Annotated in this window: 14 protein-coding genes and 1 pseudogene; 10 read left to right on the top strand and 5 right to left on the bottom strand. The window is 60.7% G+C overall.

Annotated elements, in window-relative coordinates; genetic code table 11:
- The first annotated feature begins 170 nt into the window (after positions 1-170).
- Positions 171-944 carry an ABC transporter ATP-binding protein gene (locus ACJJU9_RS12615; protein WP_123749224.1) on the top strand — a complete coding sequence of 258 codons (774 nt, stop codon included), beginning with the start codon at positions 171-173 and terminating at the stop codon, positions 942-944.
- Between the two features lie 7 nt (positions 945-951).
- Here ACJJU9_RS12615 and ACJJU9_RS12610 read toward each other — a convergent pair whose 3' ends face one another.
- Positions 952-1,908: a DMT family transporter gene (locus ACJJU9_RS12610; protein WP_407730933.1), complete on the bottom strand. Its 957-nt coding sequence runs from the start codon at positions 1,906-1,908 to the stop codon at positions 952-954.
- 95 nt (positions 1,909-2,003) lie between these two features.
- Between ACJJU9_RS12610 and ACJJU9_RS12605 the strand changes: the two genes are divergently transcribed.
- A complete protein-coding gene (locus ACJJU9_RS12605; protein ID WP_407730932.1) occupies positions 2,004-2,933 on the top strand; it encodes a LysR substrate-binding domain-containing protein in 930 nt (309 codons plus the stop codon).
- A gap of 32 nt (positions 2,934-2,965) precedes the next feature.
- Here ACJJU9_RS12605 and ACJJU9_RS12600 read toward each other — a convergent pair whose 3' ends face one another.
- From ACJJU9_RS12600 to ACJJU9_RS12590, 3 genes are read right to left on the bottom strand one after another with little or no spacing between them, the layout of a single operon-like run.
- Complete coding sequence (locus tag ACJJU9_RS12600; protein ID WP_407730931.1) at positions 2,966-3,727, bottom strand: enoyl-CoA hydratase-related protein; 762 nt, start codon at positions 3,725-3,727, stop codon at positions 2,966-2,968.
- Between the two features lie 60 nt (positions 3,728-3,787).
- Entirely contained in the window at positions 3,788-5,137 is a 1,350-nt protein-coding gene (locus tag ACJJU9_RS12595) for an MFS transporter (RefSeq protein ID WP_153355547.1), read from the bottom strand.
- Positions 5,134-6,117 carry a flavin reductase family protein gene (locus ACJJU9_RS12590; RefSeq protein WP_153350760.1) on the bottom strand — a complete coding sequence of 328 codons (984 nt, stop codon included), beginning with the start codon at positions 6,115-6,117 and terminating at the stop codon, positions 5,134-5,136. The genes ACJJU9_RS12595 and ACJJU9_RS12590 overlap by 4 nt, the downstream gene beginning before the upstream one ends.
- Positions 6,118-6,287: 170 nt before the next feature.
- On the opposite strand from ACJJU9_RS12590, the gene ACJJU9_RS12585 reads away from it, so the two are divergent.
- The 4 genes and pseudogenes from ACJJU9_RS12585 to ACJJU9_RS12570 all read left to right on the top strand — a co-directional run bounded on the left by ACJJU9_RS12585 (position 6,288) and on the right by ACJJU9_RS12570 (position 12,915).
- Positions 6,288-7,751, top strand: coding sequence for a coniferyl aldehyde dehydrogenase (locus ACJJU9_RS12585; protein WP_407730985.1), 1,464 nt, complete (start codon positions 6,288-6,290; stop codon positions 7,749-7,751).
- Between the two features lie 63 nt (positions 7,752-7,814).
- Complete coding sequence (locus ACJJU9_RS12580; RefSeq protein ID WP_407730930.1) at positions 7,815-9,383, top strand: amidase; 1,569 nt, start codon at positions 7,815-7,817, stop codon at positions 9,381-9,383.
- A gap of 155 nt (positions 9,384-9,538) precedes the next feature.
- Positions 9,539-11,248: an FAD-binding protein gene (locus tag ACJJU9_RS12575; RefSeq protein WP_048387585.1), complete on the top strand. Its 1,710-nt coding sequence runs from the start codon at positions 9,539-9,541 to the stop codon at positions 11,246-11,248.
- 8 nt (positions 11,249-11,256) lie between these two features.
- A pseudogene (locus ACJJU9_RS12570) lies at positions 11,257-12,915 on the top strand (FAD-binding protein).
- Positions 12,916-13,505: 590 nt separating this feature from the next.
- On the opposite strand, the gene ACJJU9_RS12565 reads toward ACJJU9_RS12570, so the two are convergent.
- On the bottom strand, positions 13,506-14,291 hold the full coding sequence (locus ACJJU9_RS12565; protein WP_153355887.1) for an enoyl-CoA hydratase: 786 nt from the start codon (positions 14,289-14,291) through the stop codon (positions 13,506-13,508).
- A gap of 139 nt (positions 14,292-14,430) precedes the next feature.
- Between ACJJU9_RS12565 and ACJJU9_RS12560 the strand changes: the two genes are divergently transcribed.
- From ACJJU9_RS12560 to ACJJU9_RS12545, 4 genes are read left to right on the top strand one after another with little or no spacing between them, the layout of a single operon-like run.
- On the top strand, positions 14,431-15,216 hold the full coding sequence (locus ACJJU9_RS12560) for an SDR family oxidoreductase (RefSeq protein ID WP_153355960.1): 786 nt from the start codon (positions 14,431-14,433) through the stop codon (positions 15,214-15,216).
- Positions 15,217-15,272: 56 nt separating this feature from the next.
- Positions 15,273-16,256: a bifunctional MaoC family dehydratase N-terminal/OB-fold nucleic acid binding domain-containing protein gene (locus ACJJU9_RS12555; protein ID WP_407730929.1), complete on the top strand. Its 984-nt coding sequence runs from the start codon at positions 15,273-15,275 to the stop codon at positions 16,254-16,256.
- 8 nt (positions 16,257-16,264) lie between these two features.
- Entirely contained in the window at positions 16,265-17,398 is a 1,134-nt protein-coding gene (locus tag ACJJU9_RS12550; RefSeq protein ID WP_407730928.1) for an acyl-CoA dehydrogenase family protein, read from the top strand.
- The gene (locus tag ACJJU9_RS12545; RefSeq protein ID WP_153355896.1) at positions 17,370-17,789 is read left to right on the top strand and encodes a MaoC family dehydratase; all 420 of its coding nucleotides are present in this window, start codon (positions 17,370-17,372) and stop codon (positions 17,787-17,789) included. The genes ACJJU9_RS12550 and ACJJU9_RS12545 overlap by 29 nt, the downstream gene beginning before the upstream one ends.
- Positions 17,790-17,800: the final 11 nt, after the last annotated feature.

The raw sequence follows: 17,800 nt of genomic DNA, 5'->3' as shown, positions 1-17,800 counted from the left end.
ATGAGAAATGTTTCCATTCATAGTGAAGATTGCCACAGCGTGCTTGCGCTCATGGGTGGAGGATTTACCGGCCGCAAAAGGGTTTCAAAACCCAAGAATGCGTCGTACAGTCTCGCGCGGCAAAACGCTAGTCGCTACGGCACGAACCCACGGTCAACCAAGGCATAACCATGATCGATTTGAACCAGGTCAGCGCTTTTCAACAGCAAACACAGGTCTTCGACCGCGTCTCGCTGCACATTGGCTACAACGAACGCGTGGCCATCCTTGGCCCTAACGGCGCTGGCAAAAGCACTCTGTTAAAGCTAATCAACCGCGAGATCTACCCGGTTGAGCGTGAAGGCAGCTACCTGAAGCTGTTCGGCGATGAAACCGTTAACCTGTGGGCCCTGCGCAGCAAGATCGGCTTTGTGTCCCAGGACATGCAAGAGGATTACACCCCGTACACCTCGGCGCTGGATGTGGTGGTGTCCGGTTTCTTTGGCGCCATGGGCGCCCACGCTCACTTGCAGCCCAATGAAGAACACATCACCTTGGCCCGCAACCTGATGCAGCAATTGGGCAGCGATATTGAAGAACAGCGTATGTTCCAGCGCCTGTCCACCGGGCAAAAGCGCCGCTTGCTGCTGGCCCGCGCCCTGGTTCATCACCCGCAAGCGCTGATTCTTGACGAACCCACCAGCGGCCTGGACATGGGCGCCAGCCTTGGTTTGTTGTCGCTGATGCGTAATTTCTGTGGCGAAGATCGCGCCATGATCATCACCACTCACCACATCGACGAGATCATTCCGGAAATCGACCGGGTGATTCTTATCAGCCAGGGCAAATTGATTGCCGACGGGCCCAAGCGCGAAATCCTCACCAGCGAGAAGCTTTCGGCGCTGTATCAAACTGAACTGCAAGTTTCGGAAAACAACGGCTGGTATCGCTGCTGGCACGCGTAACAGCGCTTTAGCCCTGACAGGCCGGGCTTGGTAGCTTAACGCCCGGCAGTCGATGGCGCCTCGCCGCCCAGACCACGCCGCCCACCAACAAAGCAATCGACACCAACTCGATGAGGCTGGGCAGGCGTTGGGCGTAAAAGAAGCCATAAATACAGGCGAACAGCGTTTCAAAGACAATCAATTGCGCGCTGAGCGACGCTGCCATACGCCGTGAGCAGGCATTCCATAGCCCATTGGCAATCCACGAGCCGCAGAACGCCAGGAACAGGCAAACCCACAAAAAGTTCATCCAGCGGCTGCTGTCGATGTTGGCAGGCATGAGGTTGGGGAACAGCCACCAGGCCACCAGGCCAAACACCACGGCGACGGTCCCGGTAGCGATGCCCAGCAGGGTAGACCATTCGCTGCTGTTGAATGCGCTGTGCTTGAGGTAACGGGCATTGTGGGTGGCGTACCACGACCAACTGATCACACCGCAGAACCCGCAAGCGATGCCCAGCAGTTGCGTGGTCAACTCTGTGCCCGATGAATGGGCGCCAGTGTGTTCCAGGCTGATCGATACGATTCCGAGGAATACCATCAATAAAGGCAGCTTGAGTTTGCTGATCGGCAACGAGCCCGCATCGGCGCGGCCCAAAAACGTGATAGCCACCGGCATGATGCCGTTGATCAACGAGGCCGCTGTCACCCCGCTGAGCTGCACAGAGGCCCCCAGCAGCGCATAGTTCAACACGTTACCGGTGAGTGACAGACGCAGCAGCATGCTGACATCGGCGCGGCTGATTTTGGCCAGCAGGCGTGCTGCCATGGGCAGTGCAACGGCCAGGGAAATCAGGCCATACATCGCAAAGCGGACGCTGCTGATCAGTACCGCATTAAATTCCGGCAGCAAGGAGGGCCCAAGAATGACTCCGCCCCAAATGGCTCCGGCCAGCAACGCAAACACAATCCCGCTTTTCATCACGCCTACTCAAATAATGACTTTGGCGAGATTCTATCGGTAGCAATTGAACGCCACCTGCGATAAAAAATCAGTCATCCATTCCGCTGCGGAATATCTTGCTGTTTATCGCCACAAGGAACTGCATCATCAACCGTTACCTGCGTGCCTTGCCGCCTTTGGAAACCCTGATCACCTTTGAAGCAGTCGGCCGCCACTCAAGCTTTACCGGCGCTTCCAGAGAGTTGTTCCTGACCCAAAGCGCCGTGAGCAAACAAATGCGTCAGCTGGAAGACTGCATTGGCGTGCCGCTGTTCGAAAGAAAACCGCGCGGCGTCATGCTCACGCCTGCCGCGCAGGAACTGCTGATAACGGTCAATACACTCCTGACCACCCTGCACCAAAGCGTGACGCGGATCCGCAATGTGCATCAACCCAACACCGTCTCAATTTTGGCGACCCACGCTCTGGCGCAGTTTTGGCTGTTCCCCAAACTGATCGAATTCAACAAGGCCTATCCCGACATCGCCGTGCACGTGCACGCAATGAATGAATTCGATGAAGCCAGCCTCAAGGATTACGACCTGGGCATCCTCTACGGCCAAGGCGAGTGGGGTGCGCTGAACAGCGATTTTTTGATGCCGGAAATCGTCTTTCCGGTGGCTCATACCTCATTGGACGTCACCGGCATTGAAACCCTGGAACAACTGGCCAGCACCAATTTGGTGCAGATTGACACCTCGGCCTGGCATTGCCTGGACTGGGAGCAGTGGTTTGAGCATTTCGGCATCGACTACCTCGCCCCGGAAAAAGCCCCGGTGTTCAACCAACTGACCTTGGCTTTTCGCGCGGTGCAACAAGGCATGGGCATTGGCCTGGCGTGGACCTTCATGGGCGACGAAGCCTTCGCCAAAGGCGAGCTGCAGCGCGTCACCGGGTTTGAATGCGTGACAGGGCGCGCCGAGTATCTGGTGTCAGTCAAGCATCGGCCGTTGTCGCCCTGTGCGGTGATTTTTCGCGAGTGGGTGTTGGGGCTGGCGCAAGGCTAGATTTAATGGCGTAGGCAGTCATGAAACCGGCTTCAGCCTTTCTCGGCACTGCGCTGCAACATGCCTTCCAGCACAGCCTTGGCCTCGGCGCTTTTCAGGCGTTCCATAAACAGCAGGTTTTCCCGGCGCAGGGTGTCTTTCAGTGCTTCCAGCAGCGGCTGTTTCAACAGACGCTTGGTGTGCAACACGGATTCACGGGGCAGGGTGAGTAAGCGCTGTGCCATTTTTTGTGCTGCGGCCAGGCATTGCTCGCCGTCTTCAAAAGCTTCGTTGGCCAATCCCAGGGCGACCGCTTGCGTCCCGTCCAGGCCGTCCCCCCACAGCAACAGCCGGGCGGCTCTGGCATGGCCGAGCAGGCGGGGGAGCAGCAGGCTGGCGCCGAATTCCGGGCACAGGCCGAGGTTGACGAAGGGCATGCGCAGTTTTGCGTGGCGGGTGACCAGCACCTGATCGCAATGCAGCAACAAGGTGGTACCGATGCCAATGGCCGCGCCGCAGACGGCCGCGATCAAGGGTTTGTCCAGCTGGATAACCGCGTCCATAAAGCGGAACGCCGGGCTGTTCAAGTGGGTGGGCGGCGACTCGAGAAAATCCCGCAGGTCGTTGCCACTGGTAAAGCAGTGCTCGCCCCCGGTGATGATGACGGCGGTGATCGCCGGGTCTTCGTCTGCCGCATACAGCAGGTCGGCCAAGCGGGTGTACATGGCATTGGTGAGGGCGTTGAGCTTGTCTGGGCGGTTGATGCTCAGGGTGAGAACGGCGCCTTGCTGGTGGCTATGGATCAGATCGTTCATAAAGCTGCCTTTTAATGACGGAGTAAGAACGCAGGCCATGCCTGCATCAGGGCAAATTATTCACCTCTCTGCGCCGAGTGGTGTCTCGACATAGCGATAACCTGTCCTGGAGGCATGACGCATGGCGCGCATCAGCAGCAACACGGCCCAAATCACTGGCAGGTTCACCAGCAGCAAGGCGTAGCGCAGCGACTCGTATCCGAATACCGGGTGCAATAAATCGCTGAACAGGCCGGTGATCAATGGGCCGATACCGACCCCAAACAAGGTGCTGATGATGGTTTGCAGCGCCATGGCGGTGCCGCGACGACCTGTCGGCACCAGTTGGGTCACGAGGTTGTAGGAGGGGGCAACCCACCACACGGCAAAGAACGAATACAGCGCACACCAGAGCATCGCGGTCGGGATTGGTACAGTGCCGACCTGCACTAGCAAGCTGTCGGACCACAGCAGGTAGGGGATCAGGGCACAGAGCGCGATCAAGTGGCCGAGGATCGGAATGGTCAGTTGCCAATGCGCCTGGCGGCGACACAGGCGATCACTCAACCAGCCACTGAATAGGCCGCCAAATCCGGCCGAAGACCCGCAAATCACCCCGGCCAGCAAGCCGGCATGTTGCAGCGACAAACCGTGGGAGCGCACCAGAAAGCTGGTGTTCCACATGCCGATTGCGTAAGAGCTGAGCGTGGTCAGGCCGCCGGCGAGCACGAGGCAGCGATAAGCGGGTATGGCCCATAGTTTGCGCGCCTCGGCGCCCATGCCGAGCAATGCAGGCGCCGTGTGCGAGGGAGCCACTACGTCCCAGCGGCCACGCTGCGGTTCACGCACAAAAAAGGCCAGGATCGCGCAAAACACCAAGGCCGGGATGCCGAGTGCAATAAAGCCGCTGCGCCAGCCGTACACCTCGACTACCCAGGCACCGATGCTCAAGCCGATGATCGAAGAGAAGGTGGGGGCTGCGGTAAAACAACTGATTGCAAACGAACGCCGTTGGGGCGGGTACAGGTCTGCGATCAGCGACAGCGATGCTGAGGTCGTGGGTGACTCACTGACAGCGACCAGCATGCGGGCAACGGCCAGCGCCAGGAAACTGCCCGCCAACCCGCAGGCCATTGTCGCCAACGCCCACAACAGGCATGACATGGCCAGCAGGCGGACACGCGGCATGCGGTCTACCAGACGCCCGGCAGGCAAACCGGTGAGGGCATAGACCCCGGCAAACGCCAGGCCCGAAATCACCCCGATGGCGGTGTCGCTGACGCCAAACTCAGCTTTGATCGGTTCGACCATCACCGCAAGAATTTGCCGGCCGACAAAGTTATCGGCAAACACCAGGGCCAACAGCATCAGCAAGCCATGACTGCCCCAGCCAAGCGTGGCGGGGGGTAGTACACCTGCGCGAGCAGTCATCGCGGGGCCCACAAATCGGGCAAGCCCGGGTCACTGACCACGATCAAGCGCTTGAGCAATACCTTCAGGGCTTGCGCATCCGCGGCGCCCAGCGTGCTCGACAGATCCTCTTCCACGGCCTTGGCCAGCGCCAGTTGGTGCAAGGACATTTCGCGGCCTTGAGCGGTGAGCACAAAGCGCAATGCTTCTGCTGACCCTTCGAAAGCCACCAGACGCTGACGCTCAAGAAAACGCATGCTGGCCAGCGTCACCTCACGCCCGGTGTAGCTCACGAAGGTGTTGATTTCTTCTAGGGTGAGGTTGTCGCGAATGCACAGGATCGACAGGATGAAAAATGTCTGTTCGTCCAGTTGTTTGCTGTTGAGCAACTGGCGCAGGGTGTTGAGCACCTGGTAGTGGGCGCGGCCCAGCAGGTAACCGAGCAGGTCTTCGGTGTAGCTGCATTCCGGTGGCGGCGGGGTGGTCGCCAGACGTAACTCGCTGCGCGGCTTACGCGTAGCCAGCGCATATTGACCGCTCTGGAACGCCAGCGGTGCGCGGTCGCTGTGATCGAAGGCAAGAACTTCACCAACAAAAATGACGTGATCGCCGCCTTCGTACTGAAAGGCCGTGCGGCACTGGAAACGTGCGGTGCAATTCTGCAGCAGCGGGGCCGCGCTGACGCCATTATCGAGTTCGATCTCGGCAAATTTGTCCTCGCCCTGGGTGGCAAAACGCCCTGAAAGCGTTTCTTGCTCAGTGGACAACACATGCACGTTCCAGTGTTTGCCACTGCTGAAGACCGGCAGGCTGCGGGCTTGCTTGGACAAGCTCCAGAGCACCAGGGGCGGGTTGAGCGACACCGAGTTGAAGCTGTTGGCGGTAATACCTACCGGCGCGCCTTCTTCGGTCTGGGTGGTGATGATCGTGACCCCGGTGGTGAATGTGCCAAGCGCGGCACGAAACGCCTGGGGGTCGAAGCTGATGTTTTGCATTGCCATGACTGGCCTCATGGAGTGGAGTTTTCGTATGGCCAGTATTGAGGGTTTACCCGCCTCGAACATCGTCTCAACGGACTAACACTAATGAAGGGCCCTAGTTCGATTGGACGAGGCGCGGCAAGGGCTTGCGCGGTTAGGGTGGCGCCAGGCGCATAGGGCGCTCACCGGCCATCGAGCCAACCTGCAAGGGGATAACAATGAGTTCAGCCACGGCTTCTGTCCCGGACCTCGTCAGCCTGCTGGCGCAACAGAAAAGCGCCTTTGCGCGTGCTGGAAGCGTCAGTGCCGACACCCGTCGTCAGCGTCTTCAGCACGTGATCGACTTGCTGGTCAATCACCACGAGGCATTGACCCGAGCCATCGACCAGGACTTTGGCGGGCGGCCCGCCGGGTTTTCCCTGATGAACGACGTACTGGGTGCACTGGCTTCACTGAAATATGCCCGCGACCACTTGCAGGGCTGGATGCAAGACGAGCCCCGCGAGGTGTTTTCGCCTTACGACCAACTCGGTGCCCGGGCGTGGGTGATGTACCAGGCAAAAGGCACGGTGGGCATACTCGGCACCTGGAATGCTCCGCTGTATACCCTGTTCAGCCCGCTGGCCTCGGCCTTGGCAGCCGGCAATCGGGCGATTCTCAAGCCTTCAGAAGTGCTGCCGCGTACTGCTGAACTGCTGACCCGGCTTTGTACCGAGCACCTGGACCCACTGGTCGTAGCGATGTTCAACGGCGGGCCGGAACTGGGCGAAGCCTTCAGCAGCCAGCCCTTTGATCATTTGGTGTTCACGGGCAGCACGGCGATTGGTCGACGGGTGATGAGCAATGCGGCGAAAAACCTGGTCCCGGTGACCCTGGAGCTCGGCGGCAAGTCGCCAGTGATCGTTTCTCGCTCGGCGGACTTGAATAAGACCGCCTTCAGCCTTGCCGCGGGCAAGTCCAGCAACGGCGGGCAGATCTGCATCAACCCGGACGTGGTCTACGTGCCTCGGCAGCATCTCGAAGGGTTTCTGGATGCGCTGCGCAGTGCTTATCGCGAACTCAACCCCAGTGTGGCGGGCAACCCGGATGTGGTGGCAGTGGTTAACCAGCGCCACCTGGAGCGGGTCGAAGGTTTGGTGCAAGACGCCGAATCACGCGGTGCGCGGGTCGAATGTTTACCTGAGCCATTGGCCGTGGATGTCGACGACCGCCGCCGACCGCTGCGGGTCGTGGTCAATCCGCCTGCGGACAGCCAGATCCTGCAAGAGGAAATCTTCGGCCCGGCCATGGTCGTGTTGAGTTATGACGAAGTTGCTGAGGTTATCGCCGATATCAACGCCAGGCCCCGGCCACTGGCGTTGTACTACTTCGGCGATGATTTGGATGAGCAGCGCCAGGTGCTCGAGCACACCGTGTCCGGCGGGGTCACGATCAACGATGTGATGATGCACGCTGCGTTGCACGACGCTCCTTTTGGGGGCGTCGGGGCTTCAGGGATGGGCCATTATCACGGCCGTGAAGGGTTCCTTGAATTCAGCCACATGCGCACGGTATTCAAGGCTTCGGCCCATGATCCGCGCCGTGAATGGGGGTTGTTGCCGCCCTATGGCGAACACTACCTCGCCACCATGCTGGCCGGTGTCACCGCCGACTGATGACCGTACAGGTGGTCTTCAGGCCACTCCCAATAAATGATTAATCAGGGCGTGATAACGACAATGGACAACCCTAAAAACACACCACACAACACCGCCACTGACTGGCCTCGGCGCAGCGTGCTCAAGGCCGGTGCAGTGGCTGTTGGCGTTGGCTTGCTGGGGCGCTTTGCCGATGCGCGTGCTCAAGGGCTTGCTGCCAGCGACTACCAGCACATGGATGCCTGGGCCATGAGCGAGGCGATCCGCAGTGGCGAACTAAGCCCCGAAGACCTGCTGACGGCCGCACTGGCTCGCTATAACGCGGTTAACCCGAAAATCCAGGCCGTGAACATGCTGCACGAAACTTACGCACGCAATTTACTTGCCCAGCGTCGTGTGGCGGGCACCAGCAGCCAGGGCGCTTTGGCCGGTGTGCCGTTGCTGTTCAAAGACCTCAACACCACGCTGCAAGGCACGATCACCAGCAACGGTAGCCGGCTGTTCAAGGATTCGCCGCCTGCCGAGCGCACCAGCACGCTAATAGCCCGTTACCAGCAGGCCGGGGCGGTGCCGTTTGGCAAGACAGCGGCACCTGAATTTGGCTTGACCACCACCACTGAATCCCTGGCCTGGGGCCAGACCCATAACCCGTGGAACCTGGCCATGAGTGCGGGCGGTTCTTCGGGTGGTTCGGCTGCTGCAGTGGCCGCGGGCATCGTGCCTGTGGCCCACGCCACCGATGGCGGCGGTTCGATCCGCATACCGGCGTCGTATTGTGGCGTGATCGGGCTTAAGCCCAGCCGCTATCGCACCCCCAGCGGGCCTCAGCATTTCGAAGGCTTGTTTGGTGCCAGCGTGGCCAATGTGGTGTCGCGCACCGTGCGCGACAGCGCGTTGTTCCTTGATGCCGGTCAAGGCCATGAGGCCGGAAGTGCCTATTGGTGCGCTCCGCTAGAGCGTCCCTATGTCGACGAATTACAGCGTGATCCGGGCAAACTGCGGGTGGCTGTTGTGCGCCGGTCGCTGACCGAAGCACCTCTGGAATCGGCAATTGCCGCCACGCTGGAACAGACCATCAAGCATTTGTCGGCGCTGGGGCACGAGCTTGACGAGTTGACCCTCAACATCGACCCGCGCCAGTTGTTCGGTGCCCACGGCACGGTCATAGGGACCGCCGTACGGGCGCAGATTCAGGACCGCGAGCAAGTGCTCGGGCGCGCCGCCACTGCGCAGGACCTGGAGCAAATCACGCGGGTCAACCTGGAGCGCTCACAGGGCACCCGCGGTGAAGACCTTTATCGGGCGCGGCAGACCTTTGAGAGCATCGGCGCAACCATGGAGCAGCAATTCGACCGCTACGACGTGATCCTGTCGCCGGTCACCGGCAGCCTGACACCGACCCTCGGCTTGTTGTCCCTTGATCAACCTTGGGACAGCTATGTCGGCCATGCCATGGGCAGTGCCGGTTTTACCGTGCTGGCCAACGTCAGTGGCCAACCGGCGATTTCATTGCCTCTGGGCATGAGTGACAACGGCTTGCCTGTGGGCATGATGTTCACCGCCCGCCTGGGCGGCGAAGACGTGCTGCTGCGGCTGGCCAGCCAACTGGAGCAAACCAGCCCCTGGGCCGACAGGCGCGCGCCGGTCTGACCCGGCGCGCCCTTGCGCGGTGCCGCAGGTCGGTCTTCTAGTCTGCTTTGACGATGAGCCGAACCTGTGCAGCGCTGATCATGGGTTGCACTCCGCCAGCGCAGGTGCTGCGTCGTTGGCGGTTTTTTCTGACCTCAGCTAATGGCATAACAATAATGACGGCTCAAGTTCAGTCTAAGACCCACTACGATGTGATTGTCGTCGGTTCGGGCGCAGGTGCGATGACCTCGGCAGTGTTCCTGGCCGACCAGGGTTTTAACGTCCTGATCGTGGAAAAAAGCAATCAGTACGGCGGCACCTCGGCCATTTCCGGGGGCGGTATCTGGATCCCCAACAATCACTATTTCGCCCGCTTGAGCGATAACGACAGCTATGCCAAGGCGCTCACCTACCTCAAGGCAGCAGTGGGCGAAACAGTCGATGAGGAACGCCTGCGCGCCTATCTGGACAATGCGCCGAAGATGATCGAGCAACTGACCCGCAGCAGCCGGGTGCGTTATGCGGTCGCGGACAAATACCCGGATTACTACCCGCATTTGCCGGGAGCCCTGGCCGGGGGCCGGACCCTGGACCCGGAGCTGTTCGATACCAGCCTGCTGGGTGACGAACTGGCCAATCTTCGTAAACCGTCGCCTTCAACCCTCTTGATGGGGCGAATCGCCTGGACTGCGCGGGATGCGCACAAAGCCATGGCCCGCAGTTTTGGCTGGCGCTTGCTGATCATGAAACTGATGCTGCGCTACAAGCTGGATTTTAAATGGCGGCGCAAAAGCAAAATGGACCGCAGGGCTTCTCTGGGCAGTTCGCTGGTGGCTTCGCTGCGTCGTTCGCTGATGGACCGCAACGTGCCGTTGTGGCTTAACACCGACTTCAGCGGGCTGATCAACGATAACCAGCGCATCACCGGTATCACCGTGCAGCAGGATGGCGCCGAGCGAGAGTTGTATGCGCGTTACGGCGTCATCCTCGCCTCGGGTGGCTTCGAGCAAAATCAGGCCCTGCGCGATCGCTATCTGCCAAGCCCGAGCCGCCAGGCCTGGTGCGCGACACCGCCGGGCAACAACACGGGTGCAGCATTGATTGCCGGAATGGAGCAAGGTGCTGCCACCGCCTTGCTGGACTGGGCCTGGTGGGCCCCGACGATTGCCGTGGTGGGTGAAGACAAGCCCCGTGCGGTGTTTGCCGAACGGGCATTCCCTGGAGCCATCGTGGTCAACGGCGAGGGTCAGCGCTTTGTCAACGAAGCGGCGCCGTACCTGGAGTTTGTCGATGCGATGTACCAGGACAACGCAAAAACCAACGGCAAGTCGGTGCCGGCCTGGGTGATCTTTGACGCGCATTTTCGGTTCAACTACGCCATGGGGCCGTTGATGCCCGGCCAAGTCATGCCGGACAGCCGCTTGCGCAAGGAATGGTTGAACTCACTGTACTGGAAGGCCGATACCCTGGACGACCTGGCCCGGCAGATTGGCGTCGACGCCAGCGGGCTGCAAGCCACTGTCGGCAAGGTCAACGACTATGCCGTGACAGGTGTTGACCTTGATTTCGGTCGCGGTGCCAATGTGTTTGACCGTTACTACGGTGACTGCAACATCAAGCCCAACCCCTGCCTGGCGCCGCTGCGCAAAGGTCCGTTTTACGCCATGCGCCTCGACGCAGGCGACATCGGCACCAAAGGCGGCCTGCTGACTAACAAGCATGCGCAAGTGGTGCGTGAGGACGGCACGAGCATTGCCGGTCTATACGCCATTGGTAACTGCTCGGCATCGGTGATGGGTACCCGTTACCCCGGCGCTGGCGGCACGTTGGGACCGGCGATGACCTTTGCTTATATCGCCGCCAATCACTTGGCCAGCCAGCGCTAGGAGGCGATATGTCTACACGTGAGAGCAGTTTCGCTAGCCCGGTGCTGCCGCCCTTGCAGGTGGCGGATGGCAACAGCCTCGATTGGGATGAGCAGTGTGATGTGCTGGTCGTTGGTTGGGGCGCGGCGGGAGCTTGTGCCGCGCTGGAAGCTCGCGCCCGGGGCGCCGATGTACTGATCGCCGATCGGTTTACGGGTGGCGGTGCCAGCGCCAAAAGCGGCGGAGTGGTCTATGCCGGTGGGGGGACGCGGCATCAGTTGGCCGCGGGCTTCAATGACAGCCCCGAGGCCATGTTCGATTACCTCAAGCACGAAACGCACAATGTGATCAGTGATGACACCTTGCGCCGCTTCTGTGCTGACAGCGTGGGCAATCTTGCCTGGTTGGAAAGCCACGGCGCGCCTTACTCTCACCAGATGCCACCCGGCGGCAAAACCTCGTACCCGTCTGACGGCTACTATCTGTATTACTCCGGCAACGAGTTGGTGCCTGCGTATGGCGGTTCCATGGCACCCGCGCCACGGGGGCACCGCACGGTGGGCAAGGGGCAGGGCGGCGCGGTGCTGTATGCCCACCTCAAATCGGCCTGCCTGCGAGCCGGGGCCCGGCCGTTGTTGCAAGCAGCGGCGCGGCGGCTGGTAACCGACCCTCAGGGCCGGGTGCTGGGGGTTGAGTTCTATTGTTTGCCCGCAGGCAGCAAACCCGCGTTATTGCATGCGCGCCTGGCGGCCCGGGCTGAACGTTTGCAGAACTTTGCACCAGGTTATTGCAACAAGCTGCGACACAAAGTTCGCCAGTTGGAACGTGACTTCGCCCAGCCACGACGGGTGCAGGCGCGAAAGGGCGTCATCCTCAGTACAGGCGGGTTCATCTTCAACCGACAGTTGCTTGAACAGCACGCACCCAAGTTTGTGCGTAATTTCAAAGTCGGCGCCACCGGCTGTGATGGCAGTGGTCTGCGTCTGGGCCAAAGCTGCGGCGGCCAGGGCGAACGGCTGGAACGGGTATCAGCCTGGCGCTTCCTTAACCCGCCGTACAGTTGGCACAAAGGCATTGTGGTCAATCGCACGGGGCAGCGCTTTTGTAATGAAGAAGTTTATGGGGCCACGCTGGGCCAGCCGTTGATGGAAGAGCAGGGCGGCAAGGCATGGCTGGTGCTGGATGCACCGTTGCGCAAAAAGGCCATTTGCGAAGCGTTGTTCGGCGGTTACTGGTGGTTTCAGAGCTTTCCGGCGTTGGCGCTGATGCTGTTGAAGGTGCGCAAGGGCAAAAGCCTGGGTGAACTGGCCGCCACCACCGGCATGGACCCTGCTGCACTGAGCGCTTCGGTGCTGGCTGCCAATGCCGCCGCCCGTGGTTAGGGCCCGGAACCGTTCGGCAAGTCCGCGGGCGGGCGACAAGTGCTCGAACAAGGGCCTTTTTATGCGTGCGATATCTCGGTGAATAACCCGCTCTTTCCGCTGGGAGCCCTGACCCTGGGTGGCTTGCGTGTTGATGAACGCAGCGGCGCGGTGCTGGGCGGGCAGGGCCAGCCAATCGAAGGCCTGTACGCCGCCGGGCGTAGTGCCCTGGGCATCCCTTCACACTTATACATCAGCGGTTTGTCACTGGCCGACTGTGTGTTTTCCGGCCGCCGTGCGGGAGCCGCTGCTGGCGATGTTTGCTGAGTTGCTGAAGGCTGCGATGTTTTGATGTTGATGGGTACAAGATCGCAGCCTTCGGCAGCTCCTATCAAACACAAAATAAGTGATTGAATCTAAAGGCCCTATAGGAGCGAGCTTGCTCGCGATCTTTTGATCTTTATCTAAGAGCCCCCCCTCACCCTAGCCCTCTCCCGAAGGAGAGGGAACCGATTGGGGGATACTGAAGATACTCGCTGTTCTGTTTGCTGCGCGACAGCGTGGCGTCGTAGACGGGGCGGCCCCTCTTATCAAACACAAAATAAATGATTGATTCTAAAGGCCCTGTAGGAGCGAGCTTGCTCGCGATCTTTTGATCTTGATCTGGCTTGTGATCTTGATCTAAGAGGCTCCGTTAAACCACGCTGGCCGAACGCAGGTGTTGCGCAGAGGGGTTGGGGCAAAAAGCGTTTGGTTACTTTGCGCTTTCAAAGTGACGCGGCGTAAGGCCGGAACCCTAAGTGGCCGTTGTCGCAGCAATGGATATGTACCCAAGAATCCCGAGGTGCATGGTTTTTCGTAACTCGTCAGCGACTACAGTGGCCTGTTTGCTGCGCGACAGCGCGGCGTCGTATCAGTCAATGACCTTCAAACTGTGCCGGGCGTTTTTCGATAAAGGCTTGCATGCCTTCTTTCTGGTCCCGTGAGGCGAAGAGCAGGGCGTTGGCTTTGCGTTCCAGGGCCAGGCCGGCTTCCAGTGGTGCGTCCATGCCGGCAAGGATAACCTCCTTGATCTGTTCAGCAGCCAATGCCGGCATGCTTGCAATTACCCGTGCCAGTTCCAGCGCGTGCGCCTGCACCTGGTCATCCTCCACCAGATCACTGACCAGCCCGGCAACCCAGGCGTCTTCGGCGCTGATGGGTTGCCCGGTCAGCGCCATGCGCATGGCCTTGACCTTGCCCACCGCACGCACCAGGCGCTGGGTCCCGCCGATGCCGGGCATGATGCCGATGCGGATCTCTGGCTGGCAAAACCGCGCACTGCGCCCGGCGACGATCAAATCGGCGTGCATCGCCAGCTCACAACCGCCGCCATAGGCATAACCGCAGACGGCTGCAATCACAGGTTTAGGGCAGTGCTGGATCGGCCCCCAGACTCTCTCGGTGTGACGTTTATAGATATCGATGGCACCGACCTCGGCCATGCTATTGATGTCGCCCCCGGCGGCGAACACCTTGTCACCGCCGGTCAGCACGATGCAGCGCACCTCGGGATCAAGCGCCAACTCACTGAAGTACTGCGACAACAGCGCCTGCAATTCCAGGCTCAAGGCATTAGTCGCATGGGGGCGGTTAAGCCGCAGCAGGGCCACGCCGGGCAGCGGGTGTTCAAGTAAAACCGGTGCAGCGGGCAAGTCGGACATGTGCATCCTCGAAAACCAGACAACGTAAATGAGTGCCAGTGTCCTGTTCTCAAGGCCAGATTTTCATCGTCCGTTCAGACGTAGTTTGGCCAGGTTTTCGGCCCTAGAGTGAACCTTGTCAGCAGAGAAGGAGCACATGATGGAGCTGCATTCGGGTCTTGATTACAGCGGCAAGGTGGTACTGGTCACCGGGGGGACCAAAGGGATCGGCGCGGGTATTGTCTCGGGATTTCTGGCAGCCAACGCGAGGGTGATTGTGTGCGCCCGGCGTGAGCCAGAACAGATGCCGGCATTCGGCGCCCGGCAGGCCACTTTCATCGCCGCCGATGTGCGTGACCCTGATTCCCTGCAACGCCTGTTTTCTGCCATCGAGCGCGACTTCGGCCGCCTCGACGTGGTCGTCAACAATGCCGGTGGCAGCCCAGCCGCCGAGGCAGCGACGGCTTCGCCACGTTTTCACGACAGCATCATTGGCCTGAACCTGATCGCGCCCCTCAATGTCGCTCAGCACGCCAATCGCTTGATGCAGGCACAAACGCAGGGCGGTTGCATTGTCTTTATTGGCAGCATCAGCGCCTTGCGTGCCTCACCAGGTACCGCTGCCTATGGCGCAGCCAAGGCCGGAGTACTGGCCCTGGTGCAATCGCTGGCGGTGGAGTGGGGGCCTAAAGTGCGCGTCGTTACGGTCAGCCCCGGGCTGGTGCTGACCGAACAGGCGCACCTGCATTACGGCTCCGATACCGGTATCGCGGCGGTCGCTGCCGGTATCCCGGCAGCCCGTATGGGCGCGCCCGACGACATCGCCAACGCCTGCCTGTACCTCGCGTCCCCGCTGGCCAGTTACGCCAGTGGTTGCAACCTGTTGTTGCATGGTGGCGGTGAGCGCCCGGCATTTTTAGGGGCCGCGCAGGCACTGCCGACCTGATCGATCCATGGCGGTGGCCGGGTCTGGTCGCCGCCTTCAATGTGAAGGAGACGACTTTGGCTGATCCACAATTGCTATCCAATGTGCGTGCCCTGGTGGGGCGCCAGTACGGCCGCGTGTATGCCTGGGACGAGGTGAATGCGCCGATGATTCGCCAGTGGTGCGAAGTCATGGGCGTTGACAACCCGCTTTATACCGACGCGGGTTTTGCCTTGGGCACTCAACATGAAGGGTTGATTGCTCCGCCTGCGATGCTGCAGGTGTGGACCATGGAAGGCCTGCACGCCAACAACTATCCGCCGGGCTCCACGGATGAAAACCCTTACGAAGTGCTCAAGGAAATGGAAGCGTACGGGTATGCCTCGACCGTGGCGGTGAACTCCGAGTTGAGCTTTCGACGGCCGGTTCGCCTGGGTGAAAAGCTTTACTACACCACCCGGCTGGATTCAATCAGCGACGAAAAAACCACCGCATTGGGTGTCGGCTTTTTCGTCACCCTGGTCATGAGCCATTTCGTTGAGGGGCCGGGAGCAAAACACAGCAGCGGCGACGAAGCCGTTGGCGTACTGTTGTTTCGGGTCTTCAAGTTCCGCCCGGCCAATGTCCAGGCACCGGCCAAGGCCGAGGTTGCCTCACCCACGATCAAGCGCCCGTTACCCGGCATCAGCGACGATACGCGGTTCTTCTGGGAGGGCTGCGAAAAAGGCCAGTTGCTGATCCAGCGCTGCACCGCGTGCCAGACCTTGCGCCATCCCCCTGCACCGGTGTGCATCGAGTGTCACAGCTTCGACTGGGACAGCGTGCAGGCCAGTGGTCGCGCCACTCTGTATTCGTTTGTGGTGATGCACTACCCCGAAGTGCCGCCGTTCGATTACCCCAACCCCATCGGTCTGATCGAGCTGGCGGAAGGCGTGCGTCTGATCGCCGGCCTGGTCGGGATTGAACGCGAACAACTGCAGATCGGCCAGCACTTGCAGGTTGAACTCCAGACGTTCGATGAGCAACTGACCCTGCCGTTGTTCCGGCCGGTAGAGGCATAGGAGCCAGCATGGATTTTGAATTGAGCGAAGAGCAGCGCGCGATTGCGCAAATGGCCGACAGCCTGTTTGTCGACCATTGCCATGACGATTACATGCGTCAATGGGACGACAGCGGGGAACCGATAATGGCGCCGTTATGGGCGCTGAGCATCGAAACCGGGCTGCACGCACTGGCCATCCCAGAAGAACACGGTGGCAGCGGCTTGGGCATGACCGAGTTGATGGTGGTATTGCAGGCCCAGGGCAAGGCGCTGGCTCAGGTGCCGTTATGGCGGCATCAACTGGCCGCCGCGACGCTTGCGCAGTTCGCCGCCAGCCTGTGCGGGGCCTGGGTCGACAAGGCGGCCAGCGGTGAGGCGCTGCTGAGCCTGTCGATAGATGGCTTGAACCACGCGCTGGGGATCGAGTTGCACGGGCAAGCCACCGGCGCAGGCTGGTCAATCAATGGCCGGGTCGCCGCCTTGTCCCTCGGGGCTCAGGCCAGCGCGGCCCTGGTGCTGGTCGAGGTCGAAAAGCAACCGCGCCTGCTGTTGCTCGACCTGTCGGCTGCTGAAATCCAGAAAGTCCCGGCGGTACTGACCCACGGTGAGTCGGTCGCCGACTTGCATATCCACGGCTTGACGGTCGAGGCCGGTGCCCTGTTGCCTGCCGAGGCCGTGGCCTGGCTGGAACTGCGCAGCGTGGCTGCCTTGGCGGCACTGCAACTGGGGGTCAGCGAAGAGCAGATCCGCCGCACCGTGGCCTATGTCAGCGAGCGTCGGCAGTTCGAGCGCAGCATCGGCAGCTTTCAGGCGGTGCAGATGAGCATGGCCGACACGCACATCGCTGTTGAAGCCTTGCGCACGGCGCTGTGGCAACTGGTGTACCGCATCGATGCCGGGTTGCCGGCCCCTTCTGAAGCACTGGCTACGGCCTGGTTGGCCTGTGAAGCCGGGCACAGTATCGGCCATGTCGCGCAACACGTGCATGGCGGCATAGGTGTCGACCTGACGTACCCGATCCACCGTTTTCTCTATTGGAGCCGCGGCCTCTGCCTGGCCTTTGGCGGCTCGGCGGCCAACCTGGAACGCCTGGGTGACTGGCTCAACGATAACGACAAGCTGGGATGGAAATATGACCTCGAAGAACACCAAGCGCTTTGACGACGTGCGCCCCGGCGAAGCGCTGCCGGAGCTGGCCGTGCCGATCACGGTGACCCTGATTAACGGCGGGGCAATTGCCACCCGTGACTATTTCCCCGGTCATCACGACGCGGAGGCAGCCCGTGCCCTGGGCTCGCCGCATGTGTTTATGAACATCCTCACCACCAACGGCCTGGTGCAGCGGTTCATCGAACAGTGGGCCGGACCGCTGGCGCAGTTCACTGCGCTGAAAATCAAGCTCGGCGCGCCGAACTACCCCGGCGACTGCATGACCTTCAGCGGCAGCGTCAGCGCTGTTGATGCCCACACCCGTTCGGTGGACGTCACCTTGAGCGGCAAAAATTCCATGGGTAACCACGTGACCGGCACGGTCTCGTTGGTTCTGCCCTGACAGCCGGAGAA

Origin of the sequence: Pseudomonas helleri (assembly GCF_045830615.1) — a bacterium.
Taxonomy (GTDB): Bacteria; Pseudomonadota; Gammaproteobacteria; order Pseudomonadales; family Pseudomonadaceae; genus Aquipseudomonas; species Aquipseudomonas helleri.
The sequence above is the reverse complement of the archived record's forward strand: the minus strand, read 5'-3'. Positions and strand labels throughout refer to the sequence as shown.